Raw genomic sequence first — 18628 nt, 5'->3', positions numbered from 1 at the left:
TGTCCTGCAGCGTGTGATCCAGTTCCGATTTTGAACTTTCCGACATACGGTCATTCCGGTTGCCATCATCCGATGCAGCGCCACGTTCTGCAGTGATTCAAGACAAGAAGTCCCGGGAAATTCCAACTATGCGTTTGCACCTGTTCAAGGTTCTACCCTTCGCCCTTGCCGCCAGCTTTGTTCAGGCGCAAAGCCTCCCGCAGGCCATGCAACAGGCGCTGGATGTTCATCCGGAAATTCAGGCAGGGGTTAACAGCCGATTGGCCGCGGATTATCAGTTAAAGGCCGCCAAAGGTGGATACCTGCCACGGGTCGATCTGCTCGGTGGTTACGGTCGCGAAGGCACTGACAGCGTCACCACTCGCGCCGCTGGCAACAATAACCACTGGGAAACGTTGAACCGTAGCGAGTCAAGTTTACGTCTGTCACAGATGGTATTTGACGGTTTTGCGACGTCCAGCGAAGTGGGGCGTCAACAAGCCACCGTTAATTCCCGCGCTTATTCCTTGCTGGGCACGTCGGAACGTACCGGGCTGACCGTCGCTCAGGTCTATCTCGATGTATTGACTCGCCGCGAATTCGTGCGCCTGGCTGAAGACAATCTGAAGAACCACGAACGGATTCTCGACCAGATCAAGTTGCGCACCCAGCGCGGCGTGGGCAGCGGCGCCGACCTTGATCAGGCTGACGCGCGCATGGCCCAGGCCCGCAACAACCTGATCACTGAACAGACCAACCTGGCCGATGCCGAAACCAACTTCCTCAGCGCCGTCGGCCAGATGCCCGATCAACTGGAGCGGCCCGCCGATTTCATGGCGCTGTTGCCGGCCAACCTGAATGAAGCCCGGGCGCAGATGCTGGAAAATAGCCCGATCCTGCGCTCCGCCGAATCCGATATCGCTGCCGCCGAGAAACAGTACGAAGCCGCCAAGTCGAGCTTCTATCCGCGCTTCGATGCCGAATTGGGTCGCAGCGCCGACAACGATATTGACGGTCAGAACGGTCACAGCAACGAATGGCAGGCCATGCTGCGAATGCGCTTCAATTTGTTCGCCGGTGGCAGCAACAAGGCTGATCTGGAATCCAAGTCCTACCTGTCGAACCAGGCGCTGGATATTCGCAACAATGCCCTGCGTGTGTTGAACGAAGAACTGGGTCTGGCCTGGAATGCCTTGAACAACGCTAACGCCCAAGTGCCGATCGCCCAGCAATATGTCGATCGCAGCACCAGCGTGCGTAGCGCGTACCAGAAGCAGTTCAGCCTCGGCGAACGCACTTTGCTCGACCTGCTCGACAGTGAAAACGAGCTGTTCAGCGCTTCCCGTCGGCTGGCCGAGATCAAGAACATTCAGTTATTTACTCAGTACCGAATCAAGGCGACCATGGGCGAATTGCTCAAAAGTCAGGGCGTAGTCGCACCGTTGGCATCCGTTGTGCAAAACGACGTGAAGCCCAAGGTTCAGTTGCCCGGGATGAATTGAGTCCTGCCTCATTTTAATCGTTAGCCAAGAGTGTCGAGCGTGGAATCAGAAGTCAGTCGAGTTCAACTCATTCATGATCCGCGCGCGCTGCATGACGATCCGTTACTGGACGGCCTGCTAGCCCTTTGCACTTTGCACCAGAAACCGGCCAGCGCCGCGATGCTGACCACCGGCCTGCCGTTACCCAAACAACGCCTGAGCGTCGAACTGCTGCCCCGCGCGGCCGCTCGCGCCGGGCTGCAAGGGCGGGTGTTGCAACGCAAGCTGGAGCAGATTCCGGCGATTGCCATGCCGGCGCTGTTGCTGCTCAAGGACGGTCGCAGCGCGGTGCTGCTCGGCTGGCACGGTGAAGACCAGGCCCGCCTGCTGCTGAGCGAAAGCGATGGTGGTGAGGTCTGTGTCAGCCGTGAACTGCTGGCCGACGATTACAGCGGCAAAGTCTTCTTCGCCCAACCCCAACATAAATTCGACGTTAACCACGGCACGCTGATCCCGCGCGCGCGTTCGTGGTTTCGCGACACCCTCAAGCGTTCGCGCTGGCTGTACGCCGACGCCATCGCCGCCAGTTTTCTGATCAACATCATTGCCATGGCCGCGCCGCTGTTCGTGATGAATGTCTACGATCGCGTGGTGCCAAACCAGGCCGAGTCGACCCTGTGGGTCCTGGCCATCGGCATCACGGGCGCTTATCTGTTCGACCTGATCCTCAAGAGCCTGCGCAGCCTGTGCCTGGACCTGGCCGGCAAGAAAACCGACCTGATCATCTCCGCGACGCTGTTCGAGCGCATCGTCGGCATGGCCATGAAATACCGCCCGGCCCGTGTTGGCAGCTTCGCGCAGAACATCCATGAGTTTCAGAGCCTGCGGGACTTCCTCGCGTCGCTGACCCTCACCAGCCTGATCGACCTGCCGTTTACGCTGCTGATCTTCATGGTCATCGCGATCCTCGGTGGGCATCTGGTGTGGATTCCGGTGCTGGCGTTCCCGATTGCCTTGCTGATCGGCTATGCCTTGCAGAAGCCGCTGGTGGCGACCATGGAACGAACCATGGCCCTGGGCGCCGAGCGTCAGTCGAGCCTGATCGAAACCCTCGCCGGCCTCGATGCGGTGAAGGTCAACAACGCCGAAAGCGAACGCCAGTATCAGTGGGAGCAGACCATCGGCACCCTCAGCCGCCTCGAGCTGCGGGTGAAAATGCTGTCCGGTCTGGCGATGAACATCACCTTGCTGATCCAGCAACTGGCCGGGGTGATCATGATCGTCTTCGGCGTATACCAGATCATCGACGGCCACCTGAGCATGGGCGGCTTGATCGCGTGCTACATGCTCAGCGGTCGTGCCCTCAGCCCATTGGCCTCACTGTCCGGCCTGCTGACCCGCTACCAGCAGGCCCGCGTGACCATGACCTCGGTCGATCAGATGATGGAGCTGCCCCAGGAGCGCAATTTCGACGAGCGCCCACTGAGCCGCAAGGTGCTGCAAGGCGCCATTGAATGCCGTCAGCTGAGCTTCACTTACCCGGATCAGCAGAACCCCGCGCTGAAGAACATCAACCTGATCATCAAGCCCGGCGAGAAGATCGGCATCATCGGTCGCAGCGGCTCGGGCAAAAGCTCCCTGGCCAAATTGCTGGTGGGCCTCTATCAACCGGACGACGGCGCATTGCTGGTGGATGGTGTGGATATCCGTCAGATCGACGTCAGCGAATTGCGCCACAACATCGGCTACGTGCCCCAGGACATCCAATTGCTCGCCGGTACCCTGCGCGACAATTTGGTATCGGGCGCGCGCTATGTCGAAGACGAATTGGTGCTGCAAGCCGCGGAACTGGCTGGCGTCCACGAATTCGCCCGTCTGCATCCGCAAGGTTATGAGCTGCAAGTCGGTGAGCGTGGGCAGAACCTGTCCGGTGGTCAGCGTCAGAACGTCGCCCTGGCCCGAGCGCTGCTGCTCAACCCGCCGATCCTGTTGCTGGACGAACCGACCAGCGCCATGGACAACACCGGCGAAGAACGCCTCAAGCAACGCCTCGCTGCGGTGGTTGAGAACAAGACCGTGGTGCTGGTAACGCACCGGGCTTCGCTGTTGTCGCTGGTGGATCGCCTGTTGGTGATCGACCGTGGGCAGATACTCGCCGATGGCCCGAAAGCCGCCGTGATGGAAGCGTTGAAGAAGGGGCAGATCAGTGTTGCTTAAGTCCGGGGTCAAGGATTCCATCCGCCGTTACTTCAAAGGCTCCGCATCGCTGCAAGGCCAGCCCCTTCCCGAGGTCAACAAAGCGCTGATCGAAGACGCCCCGCGCGTGGTGCGGTTGACGATCTGGGCGATCATCGGCTTCTTCGTGTTCCTGATGCTCTGGGCCAACTTCGCGGTAATCGATGAAGTCACCAAGGGCGACGGCAAGGCGATTCCGTCGTCGAAGATCCAGAAAATCCAGAACCTTGAGGGCGGCATCGTCTCCGAGTTGTTCGTGACTGAAGGGCAGATCGTCGAGGCCGGCGCGCCGCTGATTCGTCTTGACGACACACGGTTTGCCTCCAATGTCGGTGAAACCGAAGCCGATCGGCTGTCGATGCTGCTGCGTGTGGAGCGCTTGAGCGCCGAGGTCGATGACCGTCCGCTGAACTTCCCCGCCGACGTGCTCAAGGCTGTTCCTACTCAGGCTGCCAGTGAAGAGTCGCTGTACATCAGCCGTCGTCAGCAACTGTACGATGAAATCGGTGGCTTGAAAGAGCAGTTGATCCAGCGTCAGCAAGAGCTGCGTGAGTTCACCTCCAAACAGTCTCAGTACCGCAACGCGTTGTCGCTGCAACGTCAGGAAATCAACATGTCCGAGCCGTTGGTGGCTCAGGGCGCAGTATCGCCGGTGGAGGTTTTGCGACTCAAGCGTGCCGAGGTCGAAACCCGCGGCCAGCTGGACGCCACTACGCTGGCGATTCCTCGGGCCGAATCGGCGATCAAGGAAGTGCAGCGCAAGATCGACGAGACTCGCGGCAAATTCCGCAGTGAAGCCCTGACCCAACTCAACGAAGCACGCACCGATCTGAACAAGGCCCAAGCCACTGGCAAGGCTCTGGAAGACCGGGTTAGCCGGACGCTGGTGACATCGCCGGTGCGCGGCATCGTCAACAAGTTGCTGGTGAACACCATCGGCGGCGTGATCCAGCCGGGCAGCGATCTGGTGGAGATCGTGCCACTGGATGACACCTTGCTGGTAGAAGCCAAAATTCGTCCGCAAGACATCGCGTTCCTGCATCCGGGGCAGGACGCCACTGTGAAGTTCACGGCCTACGACTACACCATCTACGGCGGCCTGAAAGCCAAGCTGGAGCAGATCGGTGCCGACACCATCACCGACGAAGACAAGAAGACCACGTACTACATCATCAAACTGCGCACAGAGCGCAGCCACCTTGGGACGGATGAGAAGCCGTTGTTGATCATCCCGGGGATGGTGGCGTCGGTGGATATCATTACCGGTAAGAAGACCGTGCTCAGTTATTTGCTCAAGCCGATTATTCGGGCGCGCGCCGAGGCGTTGCACGAGCGGTAGTTTTCGGTTGGGGCTGATGGCCTCTTCGCGGGCAAGCCTCGCTCCTACAGGGAATGGTGCGTTCACAAATTCCCTGTAGGAGCGAGGCTTGCCCGCGAAGAGGCCTCAAAGACACCACATCTCAAAAGCCATATCGTTATTCGTTAACGGTATTTAAATTTCAATTCTTATACCTATAAAGTCATTCCCCTGCGTACCTGCCGACCAATCGGCGCGCCGCACGACACGAACCAACACGGGACCTCCGTGAGTTTCTGATCGATGCGCGCCCTTGAGCGCGCCGTGCGTGGGAGTGATTTTTATGTCAGCTGTCTCTTTTTCTCCAAAGCCTGCCTCAACCAGCGTCGCCGCTATCGCGTCGCAATCCTTCGAAATCCGCCCGTTCAGCGGCGCCGTCGGTGCCGAAATCATCGGCCTGGACCTGTCCCGCCCGATCAACAACCGGGATTTTGCCCGCGTCCATCGTGCGCACCTGGATCATCACGTGGTGGTGTTCCGCGACCAGCGCATTACTCCCGAACAGCAGATCGCCTTCAGCCGCCGTTTCGGTGTGTTGCAGATTCACGTGCTCAAGCAGTTCCTGCTGGCCGGGCATCCGGAAATTCTCATCGTTTCCAACATCATCGAAAACGGCCAATCCATCGGTCTTGGTGATGCCGGCAAGTTCTGGCATTCGGACCTGTCCTATAAAGAACTGCCGAGCCTGGGCTCGATGCTGCATGCCCAGGAGCTGCCGTCCGAAGGTGGCGACACGCTGTTCGCCGACATGCACAAAGCCTGGGACAGCCTGCCCGAAGCACTGCGCAAAGCCGTCAAAGGACGCTCGGCCGCGCATTCCTATACCGCGCGTTACAGCGAGAGCAAATTCGAAGGCAATTGGCGCCCGACCCTGACGCCGGAGCAACTCGCTCAGGTCGCCGAAGTGGTTCACCCCATCGTCCGCACCCACCCGGAAAACGGACGCAAGGCGTTGTTCGTCAGCGAGGGCTTCACCACCCGCATCGTCGGTTTGCCGGAAGACGAGAGCAAACAATTGCTCGACGAGCTCTACGCCCACAGCGTGCTGGCGCAAAACATTTACCGCCATCAATGGCAGGCCCACGACCTGGTGTTCTGGGACAACCGCTCGCTGATTCACCTCGCCGCCGGATGCCCCAGCCATCTGCGCCGCAAGTTGTATCGCACCACCATCCAGGGCGATGCGCCTTTCTGATTTCGGAGAATTCCCATGTCCAAACGTCTTCCATTTGCACCCTTGGCTGCGGCCATTGGCCTGGGTTTCAGCCTGCTCGCCGGCAGCCTGGTGGCGCCGACCGTGGCTCACGCCGAAGGTGAAATCCGTATCGCCGAACAGTTCGGCGTCGTTTATCTGCTGCTCAACGTTGTGCGCGATCAGAACCTGATCGAGAAGTACGGCAAGCAGGAAGGCATCGACATCAAGGTCGACTGGACCCAGCTCTCTGGCGGCTCAGCGGTCAATGATGCGTTGCTTTCCGGTTCCATCGACATTGCCGGAGCCGGCGTCGGCCCGCTGCTGACCATTTGGGACCGCACTCACGGCAAGCAAAACGTCAAAGCCGTGGCCTCCCTAGGCAACTTCCCTTACTACCTGGTGAGCAATAATCCCAAGGTCAAAACCATCGCCGATTTCACCGAGAAGGACCGCATCGCGGTGCCGGCGGTTGGGGTGTCGGTGCAGTCGCGCTTCCTGCAATACGCGGCGGCCAAGCAATGGGGCGACAAGGAATTCAATCGCCTCGACAAGTACACCATCGCCGTTCCGCACCCGGATGCCACCGCGGCACTGATCGCCGGTGGTACCGAGTTGAGTGGGCACTTCTCCAACCCGCCGTTCCAGGATCAGGCGCTGCAAAACCCCAACGTGCATGTGGTGCTGAACACCTATGACTTGCTTGGTCCGAACTCGCCGACGGTGCTGTTCGCCACCGAGAAATTCCGCGACGAGAACCCGAAAACCTACAAAGCCTTCATCGCCGCGCTGACTGAAGCGGCCGAGTTTGCGCAGAACGATAAAGGCGCGGCGGCCGACACTTACATCCGTGTCACCAAGGCCAAAATCGACCGCGCAGCGTTGCTGAAAATCATCGACAACCCGCAGTTCGAATTCAGCATCACGCCGAAAAACACCTACCCGCTGGCCGAGTTCCTCTACCGCGTCGGTGCGATCAAAAACAAACCGGATTCGTGGAAGGATTACTTCTTCCAAGACACCACACCGCTGCAAGGGAGCTGACCGAAATGAACGCCCCTTTGCAAGGCCACACGGCCAGCAAGCCGATCGCGGCAGCTCAAGCGCTGCTGTCGGTCGACCAGGTCAGCCTGGAATACCGCACGCCAGCGCGGGTGGTTCGAGCGACCCATCAGGTCAGTTTCGAGATCGATCCGGCGGACCGCTTTGTGCTGCTCGGTCCTTCGGGCTGCGGCAAGTCGACGTTGCTCAAAGCCGTTGCCGGGTTCATCCCGCCCTGTGAGGGTGAGATTCGCCTGCAAGGCCAGCGGGTCGATGCGCCAGGGCCAGACCGGATCGTGGTGTTCCAGGAGTTCGATCAACTGCCACCGTGGAAAACCGTCAAACAGAACGTGATGTTTGCGCTGCTCGCTTCCAAAACCCTCAAGCGCAAAGAGGCTGAAGAGCGGGCGCTGCATTATCTGGACAAAGTCGGTCTGGCGGCGTTTGCCGATGCCTACCCGCATACCTTGTCTGGCGGCATGAAAGCTCGCGTGGCCATTGCTCGCGCCTTGGCGATGCAGCCGAAGATCCTGTTGATGGACGAACCCTTCGCCGCCCTCGACGCGCTGACCCGGCGCAAGATGCAGGAAGAGTTGTTGCTGCTCTGGGAGGAGGTGCGTTTCACGCTGCTGTTTGTCACTCACTCCATCGAAGAGGCGTTGGTGGTGGGCAACCGGATTTTGCTGCTGTCGCCTCATCCGGGGCGGGTGCGGGCGGAAGTCCACAGCCATCAATACGACTTGCACAGCTTGGGTGGCGTGGCGTTCCAGGAATCGGCGCGGCGGATTCATCGGCTGTTGTTCGATGAAGGTCAGTCCCCGGAAACCGAGCGTGAGCTGGATTTCTCCGACATTCGCATCGCTTATTGAGCCATTGGAGGATTGCCCGATGAGCCATTCATCATCTGCGCGTAAAGAGTACGAAACGGTTTTGCAGCCGCTGACCAGCGTACCGCTGGAGCGTGAATTACCGCTCGGCCAGCGCCTCTGGCAGCAAGGCTGGCTACGCAAAAGCCTGATCCTGATTTTGCTCGCGGTGCTTTGGGAAGCCGTTGCCCGTTATCAGAACAACGACCTGCTGCTGCCGAGTTTTTTGCAAACCGCCAGCGCGCTGCGGGATGGCCTGCTCAGCGGCGAACTGCTGAGCAAGGTGTGGATTTCGCTGGTTGTTTTGCTCAAGGGTTACCTGATCGGCATCGTTCTGGCGTTTGTCCTGACGACGCTGGCGGTGTCGACCCGGTTCGGTCGCGATTTGCTGAGCACGCTGACCTCGATGTTCAACCCGTTGCCCGCGATTGCCCTGTTGCCGCTGGCGCTGCTGTGGTTTGGCCTGGGGCAGAACAGCCTGATTTTTGTACTGGTGCATTCGGTGCTCTGGGCGTTGGCCTTGAACACCTATGCCGGGTTTCTCGGTGTCTCGGAAACCTTGCGCATGGCCGGGCGCAATTACGGCCTCAAGGGCATCCGTTTCGTGTTGTTCATCCTGATCCCGGCCGCGTTGCCGTCGATTCTTGCCGGGCTGAAAATCGGCTGGGCCTTCGCCTGGCGTACGCTGATTGCTGCTGAATTGGTGTTTGGCGCTACCAGTGGCAAGGGTGGTTTGGGGTGGTACATCTTCCAGAATCGTAATGAGCTGTATACCGACAAGGTGTTTGCCGGGTTAGCGGTGGTGATTCTGATTGGGTTGCTGGTGGAAAACCTGGTGTTTGATACGTTGGAGCGGGTGACGGTGAAGCGGTGGGGGATGCAGCGGTAGGTTCTGCGGTGTCTGATCTGGCCCCATCGCGGTCTTCAAGTGGACACAGCATTTGTGTTCGACCGAAACTCCACTGTGGGGGCGAGCCTGCTAGCGATGGCGGTAGAACATTCAACGAATTTTTTCGATCCGCACTTTCCAATCGCCCACAAAAAAGGCCGTTTCTGTATAAGAACGGCCTTTGCGAAGTAGTTAAAGACCGGCGAAAAACACTTAAGTTCCGCCCAAAAAACAGTAACTTATAGAATTGTGCTCAAGTCGTGTTACTCGTCGGATTTCTATTGTCACAACCATGACACAGCCTCAGGATCGCGCCGTCATCCCCTTGAGGTTCCTCTATGAAGTTCTCCTCGATTCTCTTGTTGTCCCTTGGCCTGGTCAGTGGCTTCGCTTCTGCAGGCGGCACCACCGAAGCAGGTGTGGGCGGCGCATTGGGCGGGGTTCTTGGCTCGGTCGTCGGTCAATCGCTAGGCGGCAATACAGGTTCAACCATTGGCGCGGCCCTGGGCGGCGCGGGTGGTAGCGCAGTCGGCGCAGACAAACGCAGCCGTGGCGAAGCAGCCATTGGCGGTGCGTTGGGCGCAGCAGGCGGTAACGTGGTCGGCCGCAGCGTGGGCGGCACCACCGGCAGCCTGATCGGCTCCGCAGCAGGTGGCGGCGCCGGTGGCGCGCTGGGTAACTACATGGGCAACAAGAGCGATGACGACGATGATCGTCGTTCCTATCGTCGTGGTTATGATGATGACGATCGTGGTTACTACCGTCGCGGCCATCCAGGTCGTGGTCATGCCTATGGCCATCGCAAGCATAAACATCACTATCGCGACTGAGGCTTGAATCGCCTCGTTTACCGGTAGATCAAAAAATCGCAGCCCTCGGGCTGCGATTTTTTTTGCTCCTCAAACCGCTAGCCGCTCCAAGGCCCCGCGCAATCCGGCAGGAATTGCCACCGGTTGATTGGTGGTCCGATCCACAAACACATGCACGAAGCGCCCCGCCGCACAGGCTTCGTCTTCTCCTGCCTTGAACACCGCCAATTCGTATTGCACCGAGCTGTTGCCCAACTTGCCGACCCGCAGGCCGATCTCGATCCGGTCCGGGAAAGCGATAGAGGCAAAGTAGTCGCAGGCCGAACTCACCACAAACCCCACCACCTCGCCGTTATGGATATCCAGGCCACCGACTTCGATCAGGTAGGTGTTTACCGCCGTATCGAAAAAACTGTAGTAGGTGACATTGTTGACGTGACCGTAGGCGTCATTGTCGTGCCAGCGAGTGGTGATGGGCTGGAAGTGCGGGTAGTCGGTGCGTTGGGGCATCGGGTTGGACATCAGCGTCAGTTCCTGGGGTTGAACAGCGAGTCTAAGGTGTAAACCGCGTTATCGTTCTTCGCGAGCAAGCCCGCTCCCACATTCAATCTTTATTGGACACAGGTTTTGTGTACGTCTGAGATCCAGTGTGGGAGCGGGCTTGCTCGCGAAGGGGCCTTCACAAACGCCACATAAAATCACATGTCAGCGAACCCTCGCCCCTCTGCCGCCAGTTCACCAATCAACCGCGCCGGCGCCCAGTGATCGCCCTGCTTGGTCTCAAGCTGCAACAACCGCAGATGAATAGCTTCCAACCCTTGCTGATCCGCCCAGGCCATCGGCCCGCCCTTGTCCGCCGGGAAGCCATAACCGTTGAGATAGACCAGGTCGATGTCATGCGCCGATGCCGCGATGCCTTCCTGAAGAATCTTCGCCCCTTCGTTGACCAGCGCCAGCAAACAACGCTCTAGAACCTCTTCAGGGCCGATCTCGCGACGCTGGAACCCCAACCCTTCGCTGACTTCCAGTACCAGCGCATCGACTTCCAGATCGTGCTCAGCCTGACGACTGCCCGGTTCGTAGTGGTAATACCCATCGCCACTCTTCTGACCGAAACGCCCCAGCTCGCACAAGCGGTTGTCCACTTGAACCTCCGGCGCATCCTGGCCTTTGCCAGCCAACTCCCGAGCGCGCCACTCCAGGTCGATGCCAACCACGTCGTACATGCGGAACGGCCCCATGGCGAAACCAAAATCTTGCAGCGCCGCATCCACCTGATAAGGCAAGGCGCCCTCCAGCAGCATCTTGCGCGCTTCGAGCACGTACGGATGCAGCATGCGGTTGCCAATGAAGCCATGACAGTTGCCCGACACCACGCTGACCTTGCCCATGCGTTGGCCCAGGGCCAAGGCCGCATCGAGTACCGCCGGCTCCGTCTGGGCACCGCGCACGATCTCCAGCAATTTCATGATGTGCGCCGGGCTGAAGAAATGCAGGCCCAGGACCTGTTGCGGACGGCGAGTGACAGCAGCCATCGCGTCGATGTCCAGTGCCGAGGTATTGCTGGCCAGAATCGCTTCAGGTTTCATCACGCCGTCGAGTTCGCGGAAGATTTTCTGTTTCAACTCGAGGTTTTCGTAGACCGCTTCGATGACCAGATCGACATCGCGGATCGCTGCGTAATCAGCAGCCGCCGTTACCCGTGCAATGCGCGCATCCGCCTCGGCCTGATCGATCCGCCCCTGACGCACGTTGTGGGCGTAAGTCTCAGCCACGCTGGTCAGTGCCTGCTCAAGCATCTGCGGATTGTTATCGACCCATTGCACCGGCACCCCGGCGTTGGCCAGGCACATGACAATGCCACGGCCCATGGTGCCGGCGCCGATCACGGCGGCGCGCTGAATATCGAACGGTGTCTGGCTCATGATTGTTCTCTTGTTAGCGATCCAAAGACAGTCCTCACCATAGTCAGGCGCCGGGCTTTTTTGAAGTTTATTCCTGTGATGAGCGACATTCAGGGGATGGATAAGCTTTCAAAAACACCGATATCCCTGTGGGGCGGGTTTGCTCGCGAAAGCGGTGTGTCAGGCAACATCAATGTTGATTCTGATGGCCCCTTCGCGAGCAAGCCCGCACACATTGACGGTGTTTCAACTTGGCAGGTGCGCTTGAGCCCAGTCGCGCACGTCGCCATACGGATAATCCTCCAACGCCGCAAACCCCGGAATCGAGCGCGCCTTGAGCTTGGTAAACAGCGGCACGCTGATCCCACATAGAAATCTTGTTACGCGCTCAGCCGAAGGGAGGTTGCCCGTGTGCTGCTCGTGCCTGTGGATAAAATCACCACACAGCGCCTCGAAATTTTTATCCACAAGCGCTGGCAATTCCGGTGGCGCTGGCAATCGCGCCACGTGACCGTGACACACGGAACAATGCCCACACTGCCGGGGTGCGTGATCGTCGCCGAAGTACTCGGCCAGGCGGTAACCCAGGCAGTGGTCGGTAGCGAACAGATCCAGCATGGCGTGAATTCGCGCGATCTCGGTGCGCTCGTGTTGGGTGAAGTAGGCGTGCAATTCAGCGCTCAGGGTTTGGGAATCAAAGTCCGCTTGCAGCAGGCTGTAGACCTCGGTCATCTGCTTGCTTTCGACCTCGACCCAGCCCTTTTCCTGAAAATAATCCAGCGCCTTGACCACCCGACTGCGCTCGGCGGAATACTGCTCATACAGCGCATCGAAATTCACCGTGGCCCAGGTCCGTGCGCGGCTGGAGGTCTGGATGATTGCCGAGACGAAGTCCTTTCGTTCACCTTCAAATCGGGCAAGCAATGCTTCGGGTTCCTGCAAATACTTGAAGCGGTATTCGGCGTAATAGGCATAACGCGGGGCGATCATTGCGCGCAGTTCCAGCTGCACCAGCAAAGTCTTGAGCGGTAACTGGCGAATGTTGCTCTGATCGGCCAAAGGTCCCAGCAGAAACTCCCATTGCCCCTCGGGCGCAGTGGCTTGCAACTCGTCGAGCACGCAACGAATGCCGTCCCGTTCCGGCGTGTCGCCATAGACGAAGTTTTCCAGCACGTTGAGGCTGTCGCGGTTGGCTAGCACCAGGCAATCGGATGGCTGCCCGTCACGCCCGGCGCGACCGATTTCCTGGCTGTAGTTTTCGATGGATTTAGGCAGGTCGAAATGCACCACGTTGCGGATATCGCTTTTATCGATGCCCATGCCAAAGGCAATGGTGGCGACGATGCAATTGGATTGCCCACCCATGAACCGCCGCTGGATTGCTTCGCGCTGTTCGTGCGGCAAACCGGCGTGATAGGCCTCGGCCTGAATGCCATTGCGCCCCAGATGTTCGGCGATGTGCTCGGCGGTTTTCTGCAGGGTGACGTAGACAATACTCGGCTGGCCGGGACGCTGGCTCATCCACTCGACAAGGCGTCGTCGCTTGTCCTGGCCGCGTACCGGTTCCACCAACAGATTGAGGTTGGGCCGGTAGAAACCGGTCGTCACCACATCCTCAGGGGCGATGGCGAATTTAGCCTGCATGTCGGCGATCACCTTGGGTGTCGCGGTGGCGGTCAGCAGCAGCGCCTGAGGGATATTGAACTGGCGCTGATAGTCCGGCAGCTTGAGGTAATCGGGGCGAAAGTTATGGCCCCATTCAGAGATGCAGTGGGCCTCGTCCACCACCAGCAGCGAGATCGGCACCTGCTGCAAAAAATGGCGGAAGCGCTCGTTCTTCAGGCGCTCCACGGAAATCATCAAAATCTTCAGCTCGCCGGACTTTGCCCGGGCCATCACATCGCTGGCGTCATCGCGGCTCTGGGCCGAATCGATACTGCCCGCCGCAATGCCGTGGCGCTGCAAGAACGCTAACTGATCCTGCATCAACGCCAGCAAAGGCGAGACCACCAACGTCAGGTGCGGCAGCAACAAGGCCGGCAGTTGATAGCAAAGGGACTTGCCCGAACCGGTCGGGAAAATCGCCGCCGCCGAGCGCCCGGCCAACACAGCACTGACCGCCGCCTCCTGGCCGGGTCGAAACTGTGGGTAACCGAAAACCTGTTCCAGGGTGTTGTGCATAAGCTGTCACTCCGTTGACCGCTGCGAAGCCCAAAGCCTAGCCGGCGAACGCAACGAGTCGAGAAAAGGTCGGGGTAAAAACGATACTGGATGATACAGCGGATAGGTCGGGGAGACTGCACGGCGCAGGGAATGGGGCGGCTGGCAGATCGTTTGCGCGAGCAAGCCCGCTCCCACATTAGACCGAGTTCCTACGTAAGAACGCGGTCAACTGTGGGAGCGGGCTTGCTCGCGAAGAGGCCAGCAATATCACCCAAAAAACATCAATAAAACATTAATAAAAAATCAGGGCACCAACACCGCCACCCGCAACTGCTCATCCAGCGCCTGCTCATGAAACACTCGGCTCTTGCTCGCCCAAACTGCATAAGCCGGGCTGATTTCGCCCGTGAACGCCGCCGCCAACTGACGTAAATCAGCGACGTTGCGCACACGTGGGCAGAAGAGTTCGCCGTCGCAATCCTGACTGGCATTGCGGTAGGTGACCAGCAACCGATCCCACAACCCCTCACGCACTTGTCTGACCGATTTGAGCTTCACAGCCTGCACACCCAGTCGCTGTTTCAGACCCTGTTCATCCAGCGCTTCGCTGGCCAGCAGCGCCTTGCCCACCATCAACACCTCGGCGCGGGATGCCGTGTCGACATCTGCCTGGGTGGTCAGGGCATCGGGCCAACCGGTGTGTTCGAGAGCCAGCGAATGACCCGCATCGGTAGCGCCCGCCATTCGCCAAACACCGGCCCATAACAACAAAATCGAGGCCATACGTAGCCATTGCATACCTAATTCCCTTTAAGAGTCGACTCAGACGTTTCGAAACGTCCTACAAAATCTGGCGCGCACCCTACGGAGGTTCAGTGCGCCACGCCTGACAATCCCGTAGGAATATCGACCTCTCGGGGGAAAAGCTTAAAAAATAGTCGGAACGTGCGTAGGAAAAGGTCGATAGCGCCGGTAAACCCCCTACAAAACCCGTCCATTTACGTCTTATTGCGACGCCTCGCTGCCGCCCTCTATAGTTTCCGACTCGGCTGAAAACACTGTGTCGGCCCGCCGGCGAGCCTGCCCGATTTCCCACAGGACTGACCTCGATGAACACGTTCCAACCGTTAACCAACCGCTATCGCCCGCTCAAAACCAGCTACAGCGAAACCCCCGTGCTGGTCATCGACACCCAAGCCAATCCTCACGAGATTCTCGACGCCGCCCAGCAACGCATCCGCGCCGCCAGCGATTTGCTCGAAACGCTCTATTGCCTGTGCTTCAAACAGGCTGACGTGAAAGACATTCCAAACATCGTCAGTGCGCTGTACCTGCTGACCCAGGATGGTCACGAATTGCTTGAAGTTGCCCGGCAGCGACTGCCGAGAATCACCACCAATTGATGCCAGAGCAAATCCAGAACCACATGAAGATCCCTGTGGGAGCCGGGCTTGCCCGCGATGAACGATAACGCGGTATGCCTGATGAAAAACGAAACATCCGATGCTCAACGACAACTCGATAAAGCGGCCTGCGGCACATGGTTCAGAGCACAAGTACAAGCCAGCCTCGACGACCCTCGTCCCTGCATTCCCAATCAAGAAATCAAACGCGTAATGGCAATTAAACGAGAGAAAATGCGGAAGGGATAAGTCCGTCAGCAACGGCCTATCAAAGCTTCATCCCGTTCCTACAACCGAAGACACCTTGTCGCCTATCGCTGCCCGCAACTCACACCTATAGTCGTGACTGTCGCTGCCAAATCAGCGGCTCGGGCTTGGTCACCCGAATGGATCATACTTACGCGTTCGCTGTATGCTGCCGGCACCTCAAGTGTCTGCACGCTTTATGGTGGCTGTGTTTGGGACGCCTTCGGGCGTGCCGGGTATGCGTGTGATCCTCACCGGTTGACCAACCTGAACACAGTCCACCTCCCATCGCTTGGTCACGATGGTGGTGGCTTCATTTGATGCATTTGAGGATAAACACAATGAATTCATGGAAACCGCTCACCGATCGTTACCGCCCACTCCAAACCAACCTCACCGATTCCCCGCCCCTGATCATCGACACAGAGGCCAACCCCCAGGACATCCTCGAAGCCGCCCTCCAGCGCATCCGAGCGTCCAGCGATCTCCTCAAAACCTTGCACTGCGTTTGCTTCAAACACGGCGACGTAGAAGACATCCCCCACATCACCCACGCGCTCTTCTTGCTGACCCAGGATGGCTGCGATCTGCTACAGGTCGCCCAGCAACGCATGATGGGCTGGAAAGCGCCTGCCTGACGTTAAGCACTAACAGGCAAGCCACGCCCTTGTGAGAGCTGGCTTGCCTGCGATGAATACACGCGTAATTTCAATTCTGAACACAAATCGCCAGACATCTATAAACGAACGTCAATCCAGGTAACGTCATCGTCCATGTCAGTGATAGCAATTTCAGGAGTCCTCAAAACCTCAGCCTGGAAAGCCTCGCTCATATCGGCCCAGAAACCGTCCGTAGCAAAAACTAGCCGCTCACCTGCCAGAGCATTTCGAATCACGATCTCCGGATCAGGCGCTTTGCCTATTTTGTAGCTTCGAGTAATCCGGTTACGCGCTGGATCGCACGCCAGCTCGCGGTGTGATCGGTCGCGCTTCCAATTGGCCAGGCAATGAGGCGTCGTTATCCACCCAATGCCCATCCCCGCATCAACTATCCCGCAGCCGCAGTCACCCTCGTAAGCAATCGTCAGCAAGCCGTTTGCGACAACTGCCACCAAGTAGCTGGTTGATCCGCAGAGCTCAGAAAATAGTGGGGCATGTAGATCAGTGAGCACTGACCGAATCAACTGTGTAGCCAACTCATGAGTATCGTCGCCGCTTCCCTGCTCGACTCTCGACTGATAGGTGTCCATCAGTCTCTGAACCAACCCTTGGGCAAGTTGACCGCTACCGGCCTTCGATGTGCCGTCCACAATAACGAATAGGCCTCTGACCCCATCGAACACTGCATCAGCGTAATCGCGATTTTCTTCCCTGGCCTGCCCTTTTACGGATCTGGTCGCGTAGATCATCCTAGTCGGCTCAACTCTTTCATACGTTGAAAAATGAGCTTGCCGCGTTCCGGGTTGGTTCTCACGGAGCTTGAGCTTTGAATCGCATAGTCAATGCCATTGAGTTTGGCCAGGTCCCCGACACCGCTGGCAATGAACTGCACTAGCTCAGCATCAGCGCTCAAAATCTCTTCCAATAGCTCCGGCCGACCGTCGATTAAAATGACGATATCCTCCACATCCTTGTGATACGGATCTCCTTCGCCACGACCGCTGAAGGCTTCAAGCTTGGTGGCCAGGAAATAGGGTGGCTTGAAAATCTTAATAGCTGTCCCGCCTGGTAACACGAACGTCACCGCGTGAGCGAGCCCCTCTACGAACCAGCGGTTGGCATAGCCAAGCACCGCTGCATCTGACGGCATCACATCGACAATGATGTCGTTGAACCGGAATCGGCAATTGACCTCATCCTCTCCTGTGATCTTGAAGCCCTTAGCGGCCAAGCGCTGCGTTAACTTCTCCCAGGCTGGAATACCCGCAAGTTCAATCACCAAGTCAACGTCATCGGTGAAGCGAATATCGTCGAGCACAGCTTCATCTGTGACCAGCATTGCGGTTGTGCACCCGCCAACAAAGGCCACTTCCGATAAAAACTCATCCCCCAATCCCTGCGCGACGAACTCAATCATCTGGTAGTTGTGGTCAGCATTCGCACTCATAAACCCATACCTGCCTTCAGCAAATTAATGGCTACTTTGCTCTCCCTTGGTCCTCCAACCCTTACCGCATCAACAAGCGCCAGATAGTGATAAAGCGTCCGGTCCTTCTTCACGGCATCAGGCACAGTCTTGTACAGAGGCTCAATGGCTTGACCTCTCTCACTACCGATCGGATCGGGCCAGACGGGAATCAGATCACCTGCGCTTTTAAGGTGCCTGGACAGCGCCGGCGCGGCAAAGCCCGTCGGGATGCCACGGACAATTGCACCCAGCCTCACAGGGAAAAAATATTTGAGCGCATGCTCTGCAATACCCAGCAACGCTCGACGATTGACCTTCGGCAGAGAGGTTTCAAAATCATTGGTCAGAAGTCCTGCTTCGCGGCAACGAGCAATCGAATTTGATACCTCACTCTTGCTAAGTCCTAGTGAGGATGAAAGGGCTCTGAGTGAATAGCACTCGGCCCAACTGGTAATCGGCGTTTCCAGCGCAGGTTCATCCCACCCCTCCCAATCTGCTAGCGACTGCATACCCCATTCGGCCGTGTTCGAACCGAATACCCCCCAATCCGGGTGCTGGTCCTGCTCTGTAGGGCCGGCAGAAGCAGCCTCGGATTTTGAATCAGCGAAGGCACCATGCCCTGCTCCAGACACATTCAGGGCGAAACCTACGTTAGGGATCGGTGCACTGCCGATAGCGAGCGTCGAAACTGGCCCCCCCATTTGGAAGCCTTCTTCCTGCGCGTGGAGACTGACCATTTTGAACAGAAGAAAAATATCTTGACTCTTCATGAACCCAATCACTCCAAGTGTCCACATTCCATAAAACGTGGACACTTGTCGCATGCGTAAACTTTTATAGTCAAGGCATTTTTGTAACAGCACGACACCTATGCACCCACGCGCACTAGCTGACGCAAAGGCTCTCACGCTAACAAATGCGAAAAAACGAAGATGT

18 protein-coding genes are annotated in these 18628 nt (G+C 58.0%); 11 read left to right on the top strand and 7 right to left on the bottom strand.

Features of this window, described 5'->3' with window-relative positions; translation table 11 throughout:
• The first annotated feature begins 128 nt into the window (after window positions 1-128).
• The 8 genes from KW837_RS28100 to KW837_RS28065 all read left to right on the top strand — a co-directional run bounded on the left by KW837_RS28100 (window position 129) and on the right by KW837_RS28065 (window position 9870).
• Entirely contained in the window at window positions 129-1481 is a 1353-nt protein-coding gene (locus tag KW837_RS28100) for a TolC family outer membrane protein (protein ID WP_008074875.1), read from the top strand.
• A gap of 39 nt (window positions 1482-1520) precedes the next feature.
• Window positions 1521-3677, top strand: coding sequence for a type I secretion system permease/ATPase (locus KW837_RS28095; protein WP_217854996.1), 2157 nt, complete (start codon window positions 1521-1523; stop codon window positions 3675-3677).
• Window positions 3667-5034, top strand: a complete 1368-nt coding sequence (locus KW837_RS28090) for an HlyD family type I secretion periplasmic adaptor subunit (RefSeq protein WP_063341962.1) — start codon at window positions 3667-3669, stop codon at window positions 5032-5034. Before KW837_RS28095 ends, KW837_RS28090 begins: the two co-directional genes overlap by 11 nt.
• Before the next feature lie 301 nt (window positions 5035-5335).
• Window positions 5336-6247, top strand: coding sequence for a TauD/TfdA family dioxygenase (locus KW837_RS28085; protein WP_218399317.1), 912 nt, complete (start codon window positions 5336-5338; stop codon window positions 6245-6247).
• A gap of 15 nt (window positions 6248-6262) precedes the next feature.
• On the top strand, window positions 6263-7288 hold the full coding sequence (locus tag KW837_RS28080) for an ABC transporter substrate-binding protein (protein ID WP_218399316.1): 1026 nt from the start codon (window positions 6263-6265) through the stop codon (window positions 7286-7288).
• Window positions 7289-7293: 5 nt separating this feature from the next.
• Window positions 7294-8154, top strand: coding sequence for an ABC transporter ATP-binding protein (locus tag KW837_RS28075; RefSeq protein ID WP_218399315.1), 861 nt, complete (start codon window positions 7294-7296; stop codon window positions 8152-8154).
• A 19-nt stretch (window positions 8155-8173) separates the two neighbouring features.
• Window positions 8174-9040 carry an ABC transporter permease gene (locus tag KW837_RS28070; RefSeq protein WP_218399314.1) on the top strand — a complete coding sequence of 289 codons (867 nt, stop codon included), beginning with the start codon at window positions 8174-8176 and terminating at the stop codon, window positions 9038-9040.
• 338 nt (window positions 9041-9378) lie between these two features.
• Window positions 9379-9870 carry a glycine zipper domain-containing protein gene (locus KW837_RS28065; protein ID WP_218399313.1) on the top strand — a complete coding sequence of 164 codons (492 nt, stop codon included), beginning with the start codon at window positions 9379-9381 and terminating at the stop codon, window positions 9868-9870.
• A 69-nt stretch (window positions 9871-9939) separates the two neighbouring features.
• On the opposite strand, the gene KW837_RS28060 is transcribed toward KW837_RS28065, so the two are convergent.
• The 4 genes from KW837_RS28060 to KW837_RS28045 all read right to left on the bottom strand — a co-directional run bounded on the left by KW837_RS28060 (window position 9940) and on the right by KW837_RS28045 (window position 14714).
• Window positions 9940-10371 carry a thioesterase family protein gene (locus KW837_RS28060; RefSeq protein WP_218399312.1) on the bottom strand — a complete coding sequence of 144 codons (432 nt, stop codon included), beginning with the start codon at window positions 10369-10371 and terminating at the stop codon, window positions 9940-9942.
• Between the two features lie 176 nt (window positions 10372-10547).
• Window positions 10548-11774, bottom strand: a complete 1227-nt coding sequence (locus tag KW837_RS28055) for a 3-hydroxyacyl-CoA dehydrogenase (protein WP_218399311.1) — start codon at window positions 11772-11774, stop codon at window positions 10548-10550.
• 225 nt (window positions 11775-11999) lie between these two features.
• Complete coding sequence (locus KW837_RS28050; RefSeq protein ID WP_123498165.1) at window positions 12000-13934, bottom strand: ATP-dependent DNA helicase RecQ; 1935 nt, start codon at window positions 13932-13934, stop codon at window positions 12000-12002.
• Window positions 13935-14219: 285 nt separating this feature from the next.
• Window positions 14220-14714, bottom strand: coding sequence for a polysaccharide deacetylase (locus tag KW837_RS28045; RefSeq protein WP_123498167.1), 495 nt, complete (start codon window positions 14712-14714; stop codon window positions 14220-14222).
• Between the two features lie 311 nt (window positions 14715-15025).
• Here KW837_RS28045 and KW837_RS28040 point away from each other — a divergent pair, with 311 nt between their 5' ends.
• The 3 genes from KW837_RS28040 (at window position 15026) to KW837_RS28035 (ending at window position 16203) form a co-directional block, all read left to right on the top strand.
• The gene (locus tag KW837_RS28040; protein WP_008076544.1) at window positions 15026-15319 is read left to right on the top strand and encodes a hypothetical protein; all 294 of its coding nucleotides are present in this window, start codon (window positions 15026-15028) and stop codon (window positions 15317-15319) included.
• Between the two features lie 57 nt (window positions 15320-15376).
• Entirely contained in the window at window positions 15377-15568 is a 192-nt protein-coding gene (locus KW837_RS29200) for a hypothetical protein (RefSeq protein WP_371317180.1), read from the top strand.
• Between the two features lie 338 nt (window positions 15569-15906).
• Window positions 15907-16203, top strand: a complete 297-nt coding sequence (locus tag KW837_RS28035; RefSeq protein WP_192346420.1) for a hypothetical protein — start codon at window positions 15907-15909, stop codon at window positions 16201-16203.
• Window positions 16204-16301: 98 nt separating this feature from the next.
• On the opposite strand, the gene KW837_RS28030 is transcribed toward KW837_RS28035, so the two are convergent.
• Genes KW837_RS28030 through KW837_RS28020 form a run of 3 tightly spaced genes read right to left on the bottom strand, consistent with a single transcriptional unit; the run spans window position 16302 to window position 18516 of the window.
• Window positions 16302-16973, bottom strand: a complete 672-nt coding sequence (locus KW837_RS28030; protein ID WP_192346422.1) for a PP2C family serine/threonine-protein phosphatase — start codon at window positions 16971-16973, stop codon at window positions 16302-16304.
• A complete protein-coding gene (locus KW837_RS28025; RefSeq protein WP_218399310.1) occupies window positions 16970-17671 on the bottom strand; it encodes a hypothetical protein in 702 nt (233 codons plus the stop codon). Before KW837_RS28025 ends, KW837_RS28030 begins: the two co-directional genes overlap by 4 nt.
• Window positions 17668-18516 carry a MarR family transcriptional regulator gene (locus KW837_RS28020; RefSeq protein ID WP_371317179.1) on the bottom strand — a complete coding sequence of 283 codons (849 nt, stop codon included), beginning with the start codon at window positions 18514-18516 and terminating at the stop codon, window positions 17668-17670. The genes KW837_RS28025 and KW837_RS28020 overlap by 4 nt, the downstream gene beginning before the upstream one ends.
• Between the last annotated feature and the right edge of the window lie 112 nt (window positions 18517-18628).

Source organism: Pseudomonas sp. PDM24 (assembly GCF_019218905.1).
Lineage (GTDB): Bacteria > Pseudomonadota > Gammaproteobacteria > Pseudomonadales > Pseudomonadaceae > Aquipseudomonas.
The sequence above is the reverse complement of the archived record's forward strand: the minus strand, read 5'-3'. Positions and strand labels throughout refer to the sequence as shown.

What these genes read in the sequence shown, in the direction of transcription:
- KW837_RS28100 (WP_008074875.1), top strand. Translation starts at nt 129, where the DNA reads ATGCGTTTGCACCTGTTCAAGGTTCTACCCTTCGCCCTTGCCGCCAGC.
- KW837_RS28085 (WP_218399317.1), top strand. Translation starts at nt 5,336, where the DNA reads ATGTCAGCTGTCTCTTTTTCTCCAAAGCCTGCCTCAACCAGCGTCGCC.
- KW837_RS28080 (WP_218399316.1), top strand. Translation starts at nt 6,263, where the DNA reads ATGTCCAAACGTCTTCCATTTGCACCCTTGGCTGCGGCCATTGGCCTG.
- KW837_RS28075 (WP_218399315.1), top strand. Translation starts at nt 7,294, where the DNA reads ATGAACGCCCCTTTGCAAGGCCACACGGCCAGCAAGCCGATCGCGGCA.
- KW837_RS28070 (WP_218399314.1), top strand. Translation starts at nt 8,174, where the DNA reads ATGAGCCATTCATCATCTGCGCGTAAAGAGTACGAAACGGTTTTGCAG.
- KW837_RS28065 (WP_218399313.1), top strand. Translation starts at nt 9,379, where the DNA reads ATGAAGTTCTCCTCGATTCTCTTGTTGTCCCTTGGCCTGGTCAGTGGC.
- KW837_RS28060 (WP_218399312.1), bottom strand. Translation starts at nt 10,371, where the DNA reads ATGTCCAACCCGATGCCCCAACGCACCGACTACCCGCACTTCCAGCCC.
- KW837_RS28055 (WP_218399311.1), bottom strand. Translation starts at nt 11,774, where the DNA reads ATGAGCCAGACACCGTTCGATATTCAGCGCGCCGCCGTGATCGGCGCC.
- KW837_RS28050 (WP_123498165.1), bottom strand. Translation starts at nt 13,934, where the DNA reads ATGCACAACACCCTGGAACAGGTTTTCGGTTACCCACAGTTTCGACCC.
- KW837_RS28045 (WP_123498167.1), bottom strand. Translation starts at nt 14,714, where the DNA reads ATGCAATGGCTACGTATGGCCTCGATTTTGTTGTTATGGGCCGGTGTT.
- KW837_RS28040 (WP_008076544.1), top strand. Translation starts at nt 15,026, where the DNA reads ATGAACACGTTCCAACCGTTAACCAACCGCTATCGCCCGCTCAAAACC.
- KW837_RS29200 (WP_371317180.1), top strand. Translation starts at nt 15,377, where the DNA reads ATGAACGATAACGCGGTATGCCTGATGAAAAACGAAACATCCGATGCT.
- KW837_RS28035 (WP_192346420.1), top strand. Translation starts at nt 15,907, where the DNA reads ATGAATTCATGGAAACCGCTCACCGATCGTTACCGCCCACTCCAAACC.
- KW837_RS28030 (WP_192346422.1), bottom strand. Translation starts at nt 16,973, where the DNA reads ATGATCTACGCGACCAGATCCGTAAAAGGGCAGGCCAGGGAAGAAAAT.
- KW837_RS28025 (WP_218399310.1), bottom strand. Translation starts at nt 17,671, where the DNA reads ATGAGTGCGAATGCTGACCACAACTACCAGATGATTGAGTTCGTCGCG.
- KW837_RS28020 (WP_371317179.1), bottom strand. Translation starts at nt 18,516, where the DNA reads ATGCGACAAGTGTCCACGTTTTATGGAATGTGGACACTTGGAGTGATT.